The following is a 14,554-nucleotide window of genomic DNA, read 5'->3' as shown; positions in this document are numbered from 1 at the left end:
GAGGCGGAAACCAGCGTACCCGGCGTGTGAAGTCCGTGCTGCGGGGTACCTGAGGGGAACAGGAAACTGTAAGCCCAACCGGAAGGTACCCCATGGCACGCCTATCCAATCAAGAGGGTCCGGACCATCACGAAAGCCTGGCCCATCAAGAGGGCCTGGCTGACTGGTTGCCGGGCCGCTTGGCCGAGGCGCATCCCGTGGTGACGGTCATCGGCGACTCCATCCTTGACGGCTGGTGGGATGGAACCATTGAGCGGTTCTGCCGCGAAGCCCCAGCCCCTGTGGTCCAGGTCCAGCGGCGTGACTTTGCCCCGGGAGGTGCGGCCAACACGGCGATGAACCTCGCTGCTATGGGGGCGAGGGTGCGTTTTGTGTCACTCGTGGGAGAGGACACAGGAGGCCGCACGCTCATTGAACAGCTCACATCGGCGGGCGTGGAGGCATCGCGTGTGGTGTCCCATGCCGGCATGACCACCACCACCAAGTTCCGTGTCAGCAGTGGCGGGCAGGTGATGCTACGCCTGGACGATGCCGCGGAAGAGGTTCCCGCAGATGGCCTCCGGCAGGTGGCTGCGGCCATTCCCGAGGCACTCCACGGAGCGTCAGCCGTGGTGCTCTGCGACTACGGGGCAGGGGCATTGGAAGGGGCGGTACGGGACGCAATTTTTGAGCATTTGGGCTCCCGGGGCGATGGTCCTGCTGAATCCGGCCCTGCCAATGCCCGCCAGGACACCCTGGTAGTTGTGGACGCCCACCATCCAGGGCGCTGGGCCCAGCTCCACCCGGACCTGGCAACCCCCAATGCGCAGGAAGCCGCCAGGTTGCTGGGGGCCGATTTTCCCGGTGGTGCTGCCAGGTGCCCCTTTGTGGAAGCCCACGCGGTCCAGCTCCTGCGCGCCTCAGGTGCGGGTGCCGTCGTCGTGACGTTGGACCGGGAGGGGACGCTGACCATCCGCCCCAACGGTGACGCCCAAAACCCGGCCACCCACCGGACGTGGGCGCGGCCGCAAGCAGAAAAGCAGGCTTCGGGCGCCGGCGATACGTTCGTGGCGGCGTTGACCATCGCCCGCGCCGGCGGGTTGCCGCTGACCACCAGCGTGGATCTGGCCCAAGCCGCGGCCGATGTTGTAGTGCACCGGCCAGGTACCTCCGTCTGCACCACTGATGAGCTGGCCAAGCACCTCCGCGGGTTCGCCGATACCGCACTAACGGACGCCGAGCTGGCGCGGCAGGTGGAGGAGCATCGCCGGGAGGGCAAGCGGATTGTGTTGACCAATGGGTGCTTCGATGTCCTGCATCGTGGCCATACCCGCTACCTCAACCAGGCCAAGCAACTGGGCGATGTGTTGGTGGTGGCGCTGAACAGTGATTCTTCGGTGCGGAAACTCAAAGGCCCCGACCGCCCGGTCAACCATGAGGCCGACCGCGCAGCAGTCATCGCCGCCCTGAGCTGCGTGGACCATGTCACCGTGTTCGACACCCCCACGCCCATACCGCTCATCGATCTCCTGCGGCCGGACGTCTATGCCAAAGGCGGTGATTACACGCCGGAAATGCTCCAGGAAACCGACGCCGTGGAGCGGTATGGCGGCACAGTGACCATCCTGGATTACGTGCCGGAGCACTCCACCACAGCAGTCCTGGAACGCATCCGTTCCACGGGCGAAACCCCGCAGGGCTAAGGAATCATCATGCGTATTGTGATCATCGGTGCAACAGGGCATGGCGGCACGGAACTGCTGAAGCGGCTCCAGAAGGCACGCTCAGAAGAAGGCGCGGATCTGGAACTCGTGGGCGTCGTCCGCCGACAACCGGATCCCGACGCCGCTCCCTATCACGGTGTGGAGTGGCACACTCTGGACATCAGCGACGCCGCGGATCAGCCCGCGCTGGAAGCAGCTTTGGCAGGAGCCGATGCTGTGGTTCATCTGGCGTGGCTCATCCAACCGAACCACAACCGGGAGATGCTTCGTCGGACCAATGTGGCCGGGACTTCCCACGTGCTGGCCGCCGCGCGCAAAGCCCGGGTGGGACACGTCGTGTGCGCATCGTCCGTGGGTGCCTACTCGCCTGCTCCCAAAGACCAGCGGACCAAGGAAGACTGGCCGGTGGGTGGGATCAGCAGCTCGCACTACAGCGCTGACAAAGCAGCGCAGGAAAGGCTCCTGGACGGTTTCGCCGAGGAGAACCCGGACGTGGTGGTGGCGCGTCTCCGCCCGGCGCTGATGTTCAGCGCCGGAGGCGGCAGTGAGGTTGGCCGCTACTTCCTGGGTCGGGTCCTGCCGCGGCTGGTTCCGCGTAAGCCCTGGCTGCCGTTCCTCGCGATCCCCAAGGAAATGGTGTTCCAGGCCGCCCACACGGCAGACGTCGCTGATGCCTACTGGCGGGTGCTGGAACGCAGGGCGGAAGGTGCTTTCAACATCGCGGCCGAGCCGGTCATCGATCCCAACGCCTTGGCGTGGATTCTCAACGCCCGGCGGGTCATACCGTTCCCCCTGCCGGTGCTCCGCGCCGTCGTCGAGGTCAGTTGGCGGCTCAGGCTGCAGGTGACCGACGCCGGATGGGTGGACATGGCGGCCAATGCCCCCATCATGGACACGGCGCGGGCGCACTCGCTTTTGGGCTGGTCGCCCAAGCATTCTTCGTTGGAGTCGCTGGCGGAAATGCTGGACGGGATCGGTGCCGGAAAGGGACGGGAAGCATCCCCTCCGCTGAAACCGCGGTAGCCCTTACTCGGAGGACAACACCACTGTCAGGATCCGGCGCAGGCTCATGGCCACCGAGGCCGGAGCGTTCACCGGGGCTTGGTCAGCGGCGGCCTCGGCTACGGCATCGCTGAGGGCAGTGATGCTGTCCTTGGCCTGCGCCAGCCGGTTGGCCAGCTCACCGTTCTCGGCGTCCCGCCAGTGGTCCACTACGGTCGCCACGGACTCCAAGGCTTCGGCCAAGGGGCCAACCACGGCGTCGGGGATGACAGTCCCGGCACCCTCTTCCCAGATGGCGCTGGCAAGGACGTCGGTAATGTCCTGGACGTGGAACGTGAGCCGTTCAAGCGTTCGCAGGCCAGCGAGGTCGCTGGGCAGCCGGGTTGCCCGACGGCGGGACCTGGGGTTCGCTTTGGCGCTCAGTTCAGCTTGATGCACCGCGGTCCGCACCCCGGCGGCCGTGAGCGAAAGTTCGTCGCTGCGGCTTGCCCAAGCCTCATGGTTGGGCGGCCAGGATTCTTCCATGGCCCGGGCCATGTCCTTGAGTTGGCGGGACAAAGCGCCTTGGTGCCCGGCGATGGCGGGATCGATGTCGTCCAGGTGCAGGGGCGGGAAGATCAGCCAGTTCACCGCAAACCCAACCGTGACGCCCAAAGCCATCTGGAGGACGTAGGCAAAGGAGAAACCCTCCGCGTTGGAGTCGCCCAGCACCAGGACGAACAACGCTGCCATGGGAATCCATTCGGATGCCGTGCCCAGCCGGGGAAGGCCGCCGATGAGCACGCCAAGTCCTACCACTACGGCAACAGCCAGGGCGGTAGGAGCGGCAATAGTGGTGATGGCGAAGGCCATGCCGATGCCCAACACCAGCCCCGCCAGGCTTTGGAGCCCATGTTTGGCGGAGTCGGCCACAGTGGGGTGCATGCTGACCAGTGCGCCCAGCGGCGCGTAGTACGGGTACGCAGCGGCGGGGCCGGGCATGAAGGGAGCGAGGTACCAGGCGAGGCCTGCTGCGATGGCCGTTTTGGCAGCGAACAGGAGCCGGTGGCGGGTGACAGTTTTTCGAAGCGCGGGAATCAGCCGTCGCCTCGCGGGCAGTTGGCTCATTACCCCAACATTCGCAGGTATGGCCGCGGCTGTCGAGCGGAAAGTGCAGAACGTGAGCAGGGACATCAATTCGTTCGATTGGGTGATTAGATCCCTGGCAAACGGGTACACACCCATTGATAGTAACGATACTTACTATCCCGGCTGCTGTCCGCAGCCTGCCAACTGTGGAAAGAGAGCGATAATGACTGAGAGCAAATCGCCGCAGGACGGAAGCTTCGCGGCGCCAAACACCGGTGCCCACACAGGCACCGAACCGTTCACGGGAAACTACTTGGACTCGGCCGATGTTGAGACTCAAACGGCTGGAACCACGGGAATCAGTGGAACCCCCGCTGGTTCGGGAACCGGTTCTGACAGCTCCGGCAAGGTGGACACGGCCAAGGAAGAAGCTGCGGGAGTAGCAGGCGCCGTCAGCGACGCCGCCGGGGGAGTCGTGGACACCGCCAAGACCGAGGCCGGACACGTTGCCCAGGAAGTCAAGGTGAATGCCCGCCAACTGCTGATGCAGACCAAGGGTGAGCTGTCCGAACAGGCCCAGGCCCAGCAACAACGTGTTGCCGAAGGTTTGCGGTCGATTTCCGATGAACTCTCCACCATGGCCAACTCAACGGAAAACGGTGGCGTTGCCACGGACTTGGTCCAGCAGGCAGCGCAACGCTCCTCTTCCGTTGCCCAGTGGCTGGAAGGCCGGGATCCCGGCTCGCTGCTGGATGAAGTCAAGGGCTTCGCACGTCGTAAGCCAGGAACCTTCCTGCTGCTGGCAGCTGGAGCCGGCGTCCTCGCAGGTCGTCTCGGCCGTGGCATGGCAGGCAACGCTTCCGATGCTGCCTCCCCAAGCGGCACGCCGACCACCACGGAGACGCCTCGCGCCGTGTACTACCCCACTCAGGGCGGCGCGGTCCCGCCTCCGGCAGTGGACCTCCCCGGGCCGACGGCAACCACCGCCGGATACGGTTCGGCCACCACCACCGGCTATGACGCAGGTACCACGGGTGGCTACGACGGATCCACGCTCCCTTACCCGGAGACTGAAGCCGGCGGCGTCAAGGCACAGGGCGATCCACTGGCAGGCCCGCTCGATCCCGATGACCCCCAGTATGGAGGTCACCGATGAGCAGTCCCGCCGATCTGCCTCCCACAGAAGCCCACGTCAAGGCGGAGACCCTTCCCCTTGGTGAGCTGCTGAGCGACCTGACGCGCGACGTTTCCACGTTGATGCGCCAGGAAGTGGAGCTGGCCAAAGCGGAACTGAAAGAGTCCGCCACCAAGGCCGGTAAAGGCGCGGGGATGCTGGGCGGAGCTGCGTACGCCGGCCACATCACCGTGCTGTTCCTTTCCATTGCCCTGTGGTGGGCCTTGGGTCAGCTTGTTGGCCTGGGATGGTCCGCTGTTATCGTCGCGGTCATCTGGGGCATCGTGGCAGCAGTTTTGGCTGCCAAGGGCCGCAAGGAACTTAACACCATCAAGGGCATGCCGCAGACCGCTGAGACGGTCAAAGAAATACCCCCCGCTTTGAAACCGAACACTGAGGAGACACGATGACGCAGAACCCCGACGCCCTGCGCGCCGATATCGAAGAAACTCGCCGGCGGCTCAGTACCAACGTTGATGCCGTGGCGGACAAGGTGACGCCCTCGCACATCGTCAATCGCAGGGTGGACAAGATCAAGTCCGCTGTGTTCGGCGCCCGCGACGACGTCAGTGACGCTGCAGGCAACGCTGCCCACCGCGCCGGAGACGCTGTCTCCGGCGTGGCCGGCAGTGTTTCCGGGGCCGTCTCGGACATCGGTGATGCCCCGCAGGTGATCACACGGAAGGCCCAGGGCAGCCCGATCGCCGCCGGCCTGATCGCGTTCGGCGCAGGCCTGCTGGTGTCCTCGCTTTTCCCGGCCTCGGAAAAGGAGCGCGAAGCTGCCCAGGCCGTCAAGGAAGCAGCCCAGCCCTTGACCGACGAACTGAGCCACGCGGCCCAGGAAGTCGCCGAGCACCTGCGCGAACCCGCTCAGGACGCCATGCAAAACGTCAAGGACAGCGCCACGGAAGCAGCAGCCAACGTCAAGGACGAAGGCCAGGCAGCAGCAGCCGACGTCCAGGACCGCGCGCAGACGGCCAAGGACAACGTCAGCAACCAGTAAGTTCTCCCACTGACCCAACTGAGTCGAAGCAGATGCCCTTTTGAGCCCTCAAAACAGCGTCATCTGCGACTCAGTTGGGTCAGTCCTGCGCTCCGGGGATGTGTCCGGCTGGGCCTCGGATCAGCGCACTTCCAGGATCATCTGCAGCAAGCGGGCTGCGGCCGGCCGGGCGGCGTGCTCCTCGGACCACTGCGCACGGGCCAGAGCCTTGCTGACAGCTTGCGTGGTGATGCCCAGTTCCTGGGCCACGGCCTTTTGCTGACCTCGGACGCCCGGTGTGAGCAGGTCAAGGACCCGCCATTCCGCCGCGCTGCGGTGTTGGACGATGTGTCCCAGGAGCCGCAGCACAGCTTCGGCTTCTGACGCCAACGCGGTCAGAGGTCCGTCCACTGCCACCGGGATCCGCTCTTTGCCGTTGCGCAGCCTGTCGACGGCCCGGCGCGCGTACACCAGGCCGTGCCCCGACGCATCCTTCACCAGGTTGGGCAGCGGCTCATTGATGGGTCCCACGCCGATTCCTACGTACCACTGGCTGGACCGGAGCGCGATCAGGGCAGTCTCCACGGCTTGGTGGCCCGATTCGACGATGCCCTGCACCTCATCCTCAACCGAGCGGTCAAAGTCGAGCCGCGCAGGAATGTGCCGCAGGTCCTTGAGCAGCTGCGGCACGAGGTCGCCGTCGCGCCGGCTGTCGCGTTGGTTGATAGTGAGAGTGAACATAGTGGATCACATGCTACCGGCTGGTAGACGCTCTGCAAGGGCAAAATTCGCCCATTGTTCAGTCCAGCCGCTCAGTCAAGCGCCATCCGCCCGGTAAGTACGACGGCGGGCAGCGCACCTGCCGCTGCCCGTGCGGCGCCGGGCATTCCTGCATCATTCATGGCCCCGTGGATAGCGCGGACCAAAGGGGCGGGATCCTGGTTCGAAGCGAAGACCCAGAACGTTTCGCGGGCTTGGAAAACCACGGCACTCCGGCCTCCAGCGCCCAGGGAAACCTTCCGGCGTGCCACCAATCGGCGGTCGGGATCAGTGCCGTCGGCAGTGGTCACGGCTTTGATGGTTCCGGGCGTGATGTCGGCCCAGGGAATCACCACGAGGGTGTGTTTCTGCGAATACTTGGCGACCAACCCGCCGTCGAAAACCAGCAACTTCCGGAAGCTGCCCAGAAGCGTCATGGACAACAGCACCAGACCCGTCAGAATGCTGGTCAGCGCAAAGAAGGCGGGATCGTTGAAGTGCCCGGCTTCCCGGGTGGACCGGATGGGGCTGACAAACTCTGCGATGGTCCCAAAAACGAACCCCACCACGAGGCAAGGGATGAGGACCTTCCAGTAGATGTGCCGGGAGGACGCTACACAGCGGAGCTGTCCCAGATCGGGGGCGAGCTTGCGCTCAACACGGCGGACCAGCCAGTTACGGCCGTGCATCCGGGCGCTGGCCATAGAGGTTGGGCAGGTTCTGCCGATCGGCCGCAGCGGCTTGTTCGGCGGTATGGGCCTTGGGGTCCGGAACCGGTGGCTGGCCCTGCGCAATGCCGGAGCGGCGATCGATGGCTGCGAACTTCGGATCCCAGGTGTCATCTCCGCCACCACTGATGGCGGAGGCGATGAGCATCACCACGAAGAACGGAAAGAAGGACCAGCAGATGGCGCGCCATCCGCCCAGCCAGGCGCCCGCCGTCGTGCCGTTCTTGATCCGAACTGAGCGCATGCCCGCGGCGGCGTCGCCCACGCTGCCCACGGTTCCCCAGATCATTCCGTAGACCAACAGGCCCACGAACCACAAGACAACGTAGAGGGTCAGCCACAAACCGTCGTTGTAACCGAGCGCCGAGCCGCTGTTCATCATGGACTCACGGACCACCGCGGCAATCGCGGCCAGGATCACGTAGCCCACCAGGAAGACGACTGCATCCAGGACCCGGCCCCAGAAGTGGGCACTACCCGAAGCCTTGACGAAGTACGCGCCGGTGTCAGGATGGCGGCGAACGGGGCGGCCGTTGACAGGGTCAAGCAGCCCAGTGAGGGTGGTGGACTTGGAAGAACTCATGAGGGACTTTCAGCTCGACGGCGGTGTGCGGCTTGGGTGCGGAACGTCAGGCCAGTCCGGCGAGTCCGCCCAGGACGCGGGCCAACGATGCCGCAGAGGTTTCCTGGAGCTCGAACGTTACGGATTCCGCCTGCTCCGGGCCGGATTCTGGCGAGCCCTCCACGCGTGGGGTGAGAACGTGGACGCCGGACGGACCGGTGTACACGGTGACAGTGGGGAATTCGTTGGTACTGGAATTGAAGGCCACTACGTTGCTTGCGGCCTGGGTGTCGGCCAATGCCGTGGCGGCGTGCGCCTCGAACTGGGCTTCAGTGTAAAGGGCAGGCTCGGTATCGCGGGCGGCAGCCTGCTGGGGGTCGACGAATTCGGCCAGGCGCGGAACCAGTTGGTCACGGGTGACTACTGTGAAGCCGTGCAAGCCGCTTTCGTCTACTTCCTCAAGCAGGACACCTTCGTCATGAAGGTAGCCGTAGAGCCAACGCTTGCCGGTGGACACGGTGCGTTCCACCGAGACAACGCTGCTGCCGCTGCGGCGCAGGGTGAGGGCGCCGGTGATTTCTTCAGTGGCATGCAGGCGGGACGGTTCGGTCTCGCCCTCGAAGACCACCGGATACACGAGTTCCTTGGCGAGCAGGCCGCGCAAGGCTATGGCGCACATCAGTTCCTTGCTGGCGTCCTGGGCCGAAAGCCACGGCAAGGCCACCAGCTGTTCGTGCTGAACGCCGTCCAGGGCAACAACTTCTTCATCGGTCAGCGTGGGCAAGGGAGCGCCGACTGCGCTGGCCGAGGCCAGGACCTTGGCTGCGGCCTCGATGTCCCTCTGGGTCCATTTCATGGTGCTGGTGGTCATCCGAATATCCCTCCGACAAAGTTTCCGACTGACTTGGCGGCGTCACTGACCCCGTCTGCCACCTTACTGCCTGCGTCCTTGACGAAGCCCGCCACCTCCTTGGCGCCGTCGGCGATGTAGCTGCCAGGGTTGCGTGCGAAGTTGCTGATGGAGTCCCAGTTGTCGGCTACGAGGTTGCCCAGCGCCCACGCGCCGGCGACGATGCCCGCGCCGATCACGATCGGAGCGCCGATCGGCCCCAGCAAGGCTGCGCCGCCGGCTGTCATGAGCATGATGCTGCCAACGCCACCCACCACGGACAGGCCGCCGGCAACGCGGTCGCCGGTGCCGCGCCAGCCATCGTGCTGGGGGTTGATCATGTCGCTGATGCCGCCCACAATGTTCAGCGGCGCAGCCAGCGCCCCGGCCACGCGGAGGCCCTTGGAGAACTTGCTGGCATCCTGGAACGCCTGGCTGTAAGGGATGTTGGCTTTGAGGTCGGTGAGGACGTCAGTGACTTTCTCACCGTTCCGCAGCGCGGTCATGGCATCGCGGACAACCGTTCCGCCGGCCCGCCAGTTGGTGAGGACCTCGCGGGTCTTCACCCATTCCGCATTGCCAAGCTTGAGGTATTTGTAGGCCGTCCACAACGGGGCAGCCAGTCCCTTGACGCCCATCGCGGTGTCATAAACGTCCTTGAGGACGCCCACCGATGAGCCCGAACCATCATTGTGGCTGGCGAACTCCTGCTGGTTGGCGTGCTTCTTCAGTTGGCTGGCATTCTCGCGCAGCATGGTGGCGGCCTTGACCAGGCTCTGCCGGTGCTGGGAGTTCCAATCGCCCTTGAAGACGGTGGCGTCCCGGCCCTGCCAGGCTGTTGTGGAATTGATGGCGTTGGACAACTGCGTGCTTTGCAGGCTGATGGCGTCGGCAGCTTTGCCCATCACGCCGGCCAGACTGCGAAGCTGCGTGATGTCCGCGCCGTAGAACCCAGCCATATGAACCCCCTGTGTAAGGCATCGAAAAGTCTCGTCCCAGCCTAAGCGGACCCGGGAGCTACCGCGATGGGGAGACATGCCCATGTGCGCACCACGGGCAAGGAGAATTTAAAGCACGACGGCGGCCGGTGCGGTTCGCAGGGAACCGCGCCGGCCGCCGTCGGGCGTCAGTGCACCGCACGTGACGCGCAAGGCAAAGCCTTAGTGTGCTGCCGGAACGTAGCGCTTGATGGAGGCTTCCAGCTCGGCTTCGGCAGCGGCGCGGTCGCCCCAGCCCTCGGCCTTGACCCACTTGCCGGGCTCCAGGTCCTTGTAGCGCGTGAAGAAGTGCTCGATTTCCTTGATCAGGAATTCGCTGACGTCGCTGACTTCCTGGATGTGGTCGAAGCGTGCGTCAACGGGGACGCAGAGGACCTTGGCGTCTCCGCCGCCGTCGTCGGTCATGTTGAAGACGCCGATGGGGCGGGATTCAACGATGACGCCCGGGTGGAGGTCGAAGTCCTGCAGGAGCACCAGTGCGTCCAGCGGGTCGCCGTCTTCGCCCAGGGTGTTCTCGAAGAAACCGTAGTGCGTGGGGTACTGCATGGAGGTGAACAGGACGCGGTCCAGGCGGACACGGCCGGTTTCGTGGTCAACTTCGTACTTGACGCGCGATCCCTTGGGGATCTCGATGGTCACGTCGTGCTTCATGGAATGCTCCTTGACGGGTGTGGGTGGGGCGTCGCTCCGCCGAAGCGGCCGTCACGGGTGACGGTGCCTCAGGCAGGCTGCTTAGCCCGGGGCTGGCGGCAGGCAAAAGGACAGCCGGTGCCGCCGACTACTATTGAGGATATAGCGAGAGGCCCGGGTTTCTTGAACCGGCGGGGACATTTCAGGACTGACAGGACCAAGCAACTTCCATGATGGGCGTTAAAAACGGGGGCGCCCGCAGGGTATCGGCGGTATGGCGGCGCCTGAAATGGCCGTTCCTGTTGGCCGGAGTCCTGCTGTGCCTAGGGGCCGTTGTGGTGGTTGGAATGGTGCCTGGCCTGCTGACGGTCCCCAAACCTTCGCCGTCAGTTCCCGCCTGGCAGCAGGAACCGGACCGATTGGCTGACGTCAGCGGAGTGCTTCCCCTGGACGCCGATGCCCCCCTTCCAATGCCCGCTGAGGTTGCTCGGCAACTTGATGCCACGCTGAAACCGGCCGGCGGGGGCAGTATCAGTGGCATGGTGATGGACGCTTCCACCGGCAAGGTCCTCTTTGACCGCGACGCCAACGCCAACCGGATCCCGGCCTCCAATATGAAGTTGCTGACCGCCGTGGCTGCGCTCAAAGCACTCGGTCCGGAGTCGCGTTTTACCACCCGTGTGCTCGCATCCGAGGATCCCTCCACCGTGGTGCTGACCGGGGGAGGGGACGTTCTGCTGGGCGCTTCAGCATCGGATCCGTCGGCGGTTCTCGGGCGCGCCGGTCTGGCGTCGCTGGCCTCGGATACTGCGGCGGCTTTGGCTGCAGCAGGCGTCAAGGGACCGGTCACCGTGCAGGTGGACGACTCACTCTTCACCGGCGCACCCCTTAACCCTGCGTGGAGCCTGGACGACGTCGCCGCCGGCGAGACAGCGCCGTTGTTTTCCCTCGCGTTGAACTCCGGCCGCTACGCTCCGGATGTCTTGACCGGGCCGCGCCCTCAGGATTCCGCCGTCACTACCGCCCAGGCGTTCGCCGAACAGTTGGCGGCTGCCGGCGTTGCGGTGAGTCCCGGCGTCGAACGCGGCAAAGGCCTCCCCACCAAGGTGCTGGCGGCCGCCGAATCGGCCACAGTCAGCGAGCAGGTGGACCTCATGCTTGAGTCCTCGGACAACTTCCTCGCCGAGGCGCTGGGGCGGATGACCGCCTTGGCTTCCGGTCAAAAGGCCACGTACGACGGCGCCACCGCGGCCGTGCGGCAACGGCTGGGGGAGTTGGGGATCGCCACCGATTCGATGCAGTTGGCCGACGTCTCCGGACTGGCCCTGGAAAACCAGGTCAGTGCCCGACAGTTTGCCGACGTGGTCCGTGCGATCACCAGCGGACCGGACCTCTCTCTGCGTACCGCGCTGGACGGGTTCCCGGTGGCCGGGCTGACCGGAACCCTTGATGACAGATATGTGGACGCCTCTACCGCGGAGGGTGCCGGGCTGGTCCGGGCCAAGACGGGGACGCTCAATACGGTGATCGCCCTGAGTGGTTACGTGGTGGACGCCGACGGGCGGTTGTTGGTGTTCTCTTTCATCGGCAACGACCTTGAACCGGGGGTCGCTGCCAACAAGGTGGCCATGGACAGGTCGGCGTCGGTGTTGGCCTCGTGCGGTTGCCGGGGCTGAATGCTCCGCGTGGAGCGAACTTAAGAGCCCACTGTCAGTCTCGTGTGGTGTGATGGTCCGTATGGTGTCATCTGCCCGCGATTCGTCAGCAGGGGCCCCGTCCCTGATCAATTGGGACCTGGCCGCCTCTACGGCTGCCCGGCTTGCCCCTCCCGGTCCGGAGCTTAGCGCCGGGGAGATTGGCAAGGCGGTGGAGAACCTGCGCTTCAACGCGGATATCTCCGTCCCGCACGTCCACGACATCACCGGGCTGGACGCTGCCCGGGATCTGCGAGACTCGCACGTCCTTGTGGTGGACCGCGCTTCCTGGTCCAAGGCCAACACCCAGAGCTTCGCGGTGATGCTCCAACCCGCGTTGAAAACGATGCTGGACAGCCGCAGCGGAGTGTCCATGACCCCAGCCGCAGCCGCAGCCAGCGGTGCCATCACCGGCACCCAGCTTGGCGCTGTGCTGGCCTTCCTTTCCAGCAAGGTCCTTGGCCAGTACGATCCCTTTGCTGCCCTGGCCCCTGAATCCAACGTTCCGCCCGGCGGCCGGCTCCTGCTCGTAGCGCCGAACATCATCTCCGTGGAGCGCGAACTCAACGTCCACCCGGACGACTTCCGCCTCTGGGTCTGCCTGCATGAACAAACACACCGCGTGCAATTCGCTGCCGCGCCGTGGCTCCGGCACCACATGCTCGACGAAATCGAGAAGCTCAGCGGCAACCTCCTGGGCAACATGGACTCCCTGGTGGAACGCGCTGGTGCAGTGGCCAAGTCCCTGCGTGACCGCACTCCCTCGGACAAGACTCCGGGCCGCGGCGCCATCCTGGACCTCCTCCAGAACCCTGAGGAGAAGGCGTCCCTGTCCCACATCACGGCCGTCATGAGTCTCCTTGAGGGCCACGCCAACGTAGTGATGGACGCTGTGGATTCGAGCATCGTTCCCTCGGTGAAGACCATCCGCCAGCGCTTCAACGAGCGCGGCAAGGACCGCGGCGTGGTGGAGAAGTTCATCCGCAACCTCCTCGGCCTTGACGCCAAGATGCGCCAGTACACCGATGGCGCCAAGTTCGTGCGCGAAGTGGTTGCCGTGGCAGGCATGGAGGGCTTCAACCGGGTGTGGGAATCCGCCGAGTACCTCCCCACCGAAGAAGAGATCCACAATTCCAAGCTGTGGCTTGAGCGGATGGGCCTTTGAGCGTTCCTTCCGGTTCCGGCGTCGCTGGCTCCGGCGTCGGTTCCGATGCCGGTCGCGGCGGTAAGGGTCGACGGCGGCCCGGGCGCCTTGCGCCGGTGGTCGGCAAGGCGCGGAAACAGTTGCAGAACGCCTTGGCCTCCGCGGGTCATCCCCAGCGGGTGCTCGTAGCCTGCAGCGGTGGGCCGGATTCGTTGGCTCTGGCAGCCATAGCCGCGTACTTCGGCCGGCGTGGCCACGTCGATGGACATCCGGTAACGGTTGCCGGTGTGGTGGTGGATCATCAGCTGCAGCCGGGCTCTGCAGAGGTCGCCTCCCGGACTGCCGCGGTGTTGCGCGAGCTGGGTCTGTCTCCCGTGGAGGTGCGCACTGTGGAAGTCGCGGCCACTGGGTTCGGCCCTGAGGCCGCGGCCAGGGATGCCCGCCATGCTGCGTTGGAATCTGCTGCCGCGGACCTGACGTGTGATGTGATCCTTCTTGGCCACACCCTGGACGACCAAGCCGAGCAGGTGTTGCTGGGCTTGGCCCGTGGTTCAGGGACTCGGTCTTTGGCGGGGATGAGGCCTGCCCGCGGTCGCCTTCTCCGCCCTCTCCTGGGCCTTCGCCGAGCCGAGACCCTGGAAATTTGTGAGGTCGAGGAACTTTCCCCATGGCACGATCCCAGCAACGCCGACCCTTCCTTCGCCCGGTCCCGGACCCGCGTGGAAGTCATGCCTGTCCTGGAAGAGAAGCTGGGGCCGGGGGTCGCCGAGTCGCTTGCCCGGACCGCCGCAATACTGCAGCAGGATGCCGATTTCCTTGAAGATCTGGCCAACGAGACCTATCTCTCACTTGTCCAGCGTGAAGACAACGGCGCATGGCTTCCGGAAGACGCCGTACGTGAGCTGCCCGCAGCGCTGAGGTTCCGGGTCATCGCGAAGGCTGCCGCCGACGTCGGGGGTCAACAACCTGGCTACGGACGGCTCCAAGCCGCGGAAGCGCTGCTGCGGCGACAAGGGTCGGCCGGGCCCGTGGAGCTTCCCGGCCACGTCAGTGTTTACCGGTTGTCCCTGAGCGATTTGGAGCAGGAGCGTTCGGTTTCCGCCGGTGCTCCGGCTGCCAGTAGTCCGCGCGATTCGGCCGGCGCCGGTCCCCGCGAAGCCGCGCGCTGTGGGAAGCTAGTATTCCGGCATCAGAAACCGTCCCAACAGTAGCCGCACCCGA

15 protein-coding genes are annotated in these 14,554 nt (G+C 65.2%); 8 read left to right on the top strand and 7 right to left on the bottom strand.

Translation table 11 applies throughout. The annotated features are described in order from the left end of the window. The first annotated feature begins 92 nt into the window (after window positions 1-92). Both rfaE2 and ABIE35_RS12305 read left to right on the top strand, forming a co-directional pair. Entirely contained in the window at window positions 93-1,682 is a 1,590-nt protein-coding gene (gene rfaE2, locus ABIE35_RS12310; RefSeq protein WP_354515267.1) for a D-glycero-beta-D-manno-heptose 1-phosphate adenylyltransferase, read from the top strand. A 9-nt stretch (window positions 1,683-1,691) separates the two neighbouring features. After that, window positions 1,692-2,726, top strand: a complete 1,035-nt coding sequence (locus ABIE35_RS12305; protein WP_354515265.1) for an NAD-dependent epimerase/dehydratase family protein — start codon at window positions 1,692-1,694, stop codon at window positions 2,724-2,726. 3 nt (window positions 2,727-2,729) lie between these two features. Here the strand turns inward: ABIE35_RS12305 and ABIE35_RS12300 are convergent, their stop codons facing one another. Beyond that, entirely contained in the window at window positions 2,730-3,812 is a 1,083-nt protein-coding gene (locus ABIE35_RS12300) for an FUSC family protein (RefSeq protein ID WP_354515263.1), read from the bottom strand. Between the two features lie 184 nt (window positions 3,813-3,996). Here ABIE35_RS12300 and ABIE35_RS12295 point away from each other — a divergent pair, with 184 nt between their 5' ends. Genes ABIE35_RS12295 through ABIE35_RS12285 form a run of 3 tightly spaced genes read left to right on the top strand, consistent with a single transcriptional unit; the run spans window position 3,997 to window position 5,950 of the window. After that, complete coding sequence (locus ABIE35_RS12295) at window positions 3,997-4,929, top strand: hypothetical protein (protein WP_354515261.1); 933 nt, start codon at window positions 3,997-3,999, stop codon at window positions 4,927-4,929. After that, complete coding sequence (locus ABIE35_RS12290) at window positions 4,926-5,357, top strand: phage holin family protein (protein WP_011772900.1); 432 nt, start codon at window positions 4,926-4,928, stop codon at window positions 5,355-5,357. The genes ABIE35_RS12295 and ABIE35_RS12290 overlap by 4 nt, the downstream gene beginning before the upstream one ends. Then, complete coding sequence (locus ABIE35_RS12285; protein ID WP_354515259.1) at window positions 5,354-5,950, top strand: DUF3618 domain-containing protein; 597 nt, start codon at window positions 5,354-5,356, stop codon at window positions 5,948-5,950. The genes ABIE35_RS12290 and ABIE35_RS12285 overlap by 4 nt, the downstream gene beginning before the upstream one ends. 120 nt (window positions 5,951-6,070) lie before the next feature. Here the strand turns inward: ABIE35_RS12285 and ABIE35_RS12280 are convergent, their stop codons facing one another. The 6 genes from ABIE35_RS12280 to ABIE35_RS12255 form a co-directional block, all read right to left on the bottom strand. Beyond that, window positions 6,071-6,670, bottom strand: a complete 600-nt coding sequence (locus ABIE35_RS12280; RefSeq protein WP_207595725.1) for a hypothetical protein — start codon at window positions 6,668-6,670, stop codon at window positions 6,071-6,073. Window positions 6,671-6,741: 71 nt separating this feature from the next. After that, a complete protein-coding gene (locus ABIE35_RS12275; protein ID WP_354515257.1) occupies window positions 6,742-7,392 on the bottom strand; it encodes a hypothetical protein in 651 nt (216 codons plus the stop codon). Next, entirely contained in the window at window positions 7,364-7,999 is a 636-nt protein-coding gene (locus tag ABIE35_RS12270; RefSeq protein WP_354515255.1) for a hypothetical protein, read from the bottom strand. Before ABIE35_RS12270 ends, ABIE35_RS12275 begins: the two co-directional genes overlap by 29 nt. 46 nt (window positions 8,000-8,045) lie before the next feature. Then, window positions 8,046-8,849 carry a hypothetical protein gene (locus ABIE35_RS12265; protein WP_354515254.1) on the bottom strand — a complete coding sequence of 268 codons (804 nt, stop codon included), beginning with the start codon at window positions 8,847-8,849 and terminating at the stop codon, window positions 8,046-8,048. After that, window positions 8,846-9,826 carry a hypothetical protein gene (locus ABIE35_RS12260; protein ID WP_354515253.1) on the bottom strand — a complete coding sequence of 327 codons (981 nt, stop codon included), beginning with the start codon at window positions 9,824-9,826 and terminating at the stop codon, window positions 8,846-8,848. The genes ABIE35_RS12265 and ABIE35_RS12260 overlap by 4 nt, the downstream gene beginning before the upstream one ends. 201 nt (window positions 9,827-10,027) lie before the next feature. Continuing rightward, complete coding sequence (locus ABIE35_RS12255) at window positions 10,028-10,516, bottom strand: inorganic diphosphatase (protein ID WP_024818962.1); 489 nt, start codon at window positions 10,514-10,516, stop codon at window positions 10,028-10,030. A gap of 212 nt (window positions 10,517-10,728) precedes the next feature. On the opposite strand from ABIE35_RS12255, the gene dacB reads away from it, so the two are divergent. From dacB to tilS, 3 genes are all read left to right on the top strand, one after another. Beyond that, window positions 10,729-12,171 (top strand): D-alanyl-D-alanine carboxypeptidase/D-alanyl-D-alanine endopeptidase, encoded by a 1,443-nt coding sequence (dacB, locus tag ABIE35_RS12250; RefSeq protein WP_354515784.1) that lies wholly within the window; start codon window positions 10,729-10,731, stop codon window positions 12,169-12,171. 61 nt (window positions 12,172-12,232) lie between these two features. Beyond that, complete coding sequence (locus tag ABIE35_RS12245) at window positions 12,233-13,354, top strand: Rv3626c family coenzyme F420 biosynthesis-associated protein (RefSeq protein ID WP_354515251.1); 1,122 nt, start codon at window positions 12,233-12,235, stop codon at window positions 13,352-13,354. A gap of 119 nt (window positions 13,355-13,473) precedes the next feature. Further along, window positions 13,474-14,544, top strand: coding sequence for a tRNA lysidine(34) synthetase TilS (tilS, locus tag ABIE35_RS12240; protein WP_354515782.1), 1,071 nt, complete (start codon window positions 13,474-13,476; stop codon window positions 14,542-14,544). Window positions 14,545-14,554 lie beyond the last annotated feature (10 nt).

Origin of the sequence: Paenarthrobacter sp. 4246, from assembly GCF_040546855.1 — a bacterium.
Lineage (GTDB): Bacteria > Actinomycetota > Actinomycetes > Actinomycetales > Micrococcaceae > Arthrobacter.
This window is presented reverse-complemented; position numbering and strand designations above follow the sequence as displayed.

Bases quoted from the DNA above. Each gene is read 5' to 3' on its own strand.
- rfaE2 (WP_354515267.1), top strand. From the start codon at position 93: ATGGCACGCCTATCCAATCAAGAGGGTCCGGACCATCACGAAAGCCTG.
- ABIE35_RS12305 (WP_354515265.1), top strand. From the start codon at position 1,692: ATGCGTATTGTGATCATCGGTGCAACAGGGCATGGCGGCACGGAACTG.
- ABIE35_RS12300 (WP_354515263.1), bottom strand. From the start codon at position 3,812: ATGAGCCAACTGCCCGCGAGGCGACGGCTGATTCCCGCGCTTCGAAAA.
- ABIE35_RS12295 (WP_354515261.1), top strand. From the start codon at position 3,997: ATGACTGAGAGCAAATCGCCGCAGGACGGAAGCTTCGCGGCGCCAAAC.
- ABIE35_RS12290 (WP_011772900.1), top strand. From the start codon at position 4,926: ATGAGCAGTCCCGCCGATCTGCCTCCCACAGAAGCCCACGTCAAGGCG.
- ABIE35_RS12285 (WP_354515259.1), top strand. From the start codon at position 5,354: ATGACGCAGAACCCCGACGCCCTGCGCGCCGATATCGAAGAAACTCGC.
- ABIE35_RS12280 (WP_207595725.1), bottom strand. From the start codon at position 6,670: ATGTTCACTCTCACTATCAACCAACGCGACAGCCGGCGCGACGGCGAC.
- ABIE35_RS12275 (WP_354515257.1), bottom strand. From the start codon at position 7,392: ATGGCCAGCGCCCGGATGCACGGCCGTAACTGGCTGGTCCGCCGTGTT.
- ABIE35_RS12270 (WP_354515255.1), bottom strand. From the start codon at position 7,999: ATGAGTTCTTCCAAGTCCACCACCCTCACTGGGCTGCTTGACCCTGTC.
- ABIE35_RS12265 (WP_354515254.1), bottom strand. From the start codon at position 8,849: ATGACCACCAGCACCATGAAATGGACCCAGAGGGACATCGAGGCCGCA.
- ABIE35_RS12260 (WP_354515253.1), bottom strand. From the start codon at position 9,826: ATGGCTGGGTTCTACGGCGCGGACATCACGCAGCTTCGCAGTCTGGCC.
- ABIE35_RS12255 (WP_024818962.1), bottom strand. From the start codon at position 10,516: ATGAAGCACGACGTGACCATCGAGATCCCCAAGGGATCGCGCGTCAAG.
- dacB (WP_354515784.1), top strand. From the start codon at position 10,729: ATGGGCGTTAAAAACGGGGGCGCCCGCAGGGTATCGGCGGTATGGCGG.
- ABIE35_RS12245 (WP_354515251.1), top strand. From the start codon at position 12,233: ATGGTGTCATCTGCCCGCGATTCGTCAGCAGGGGCCCCGTCCCTGATC.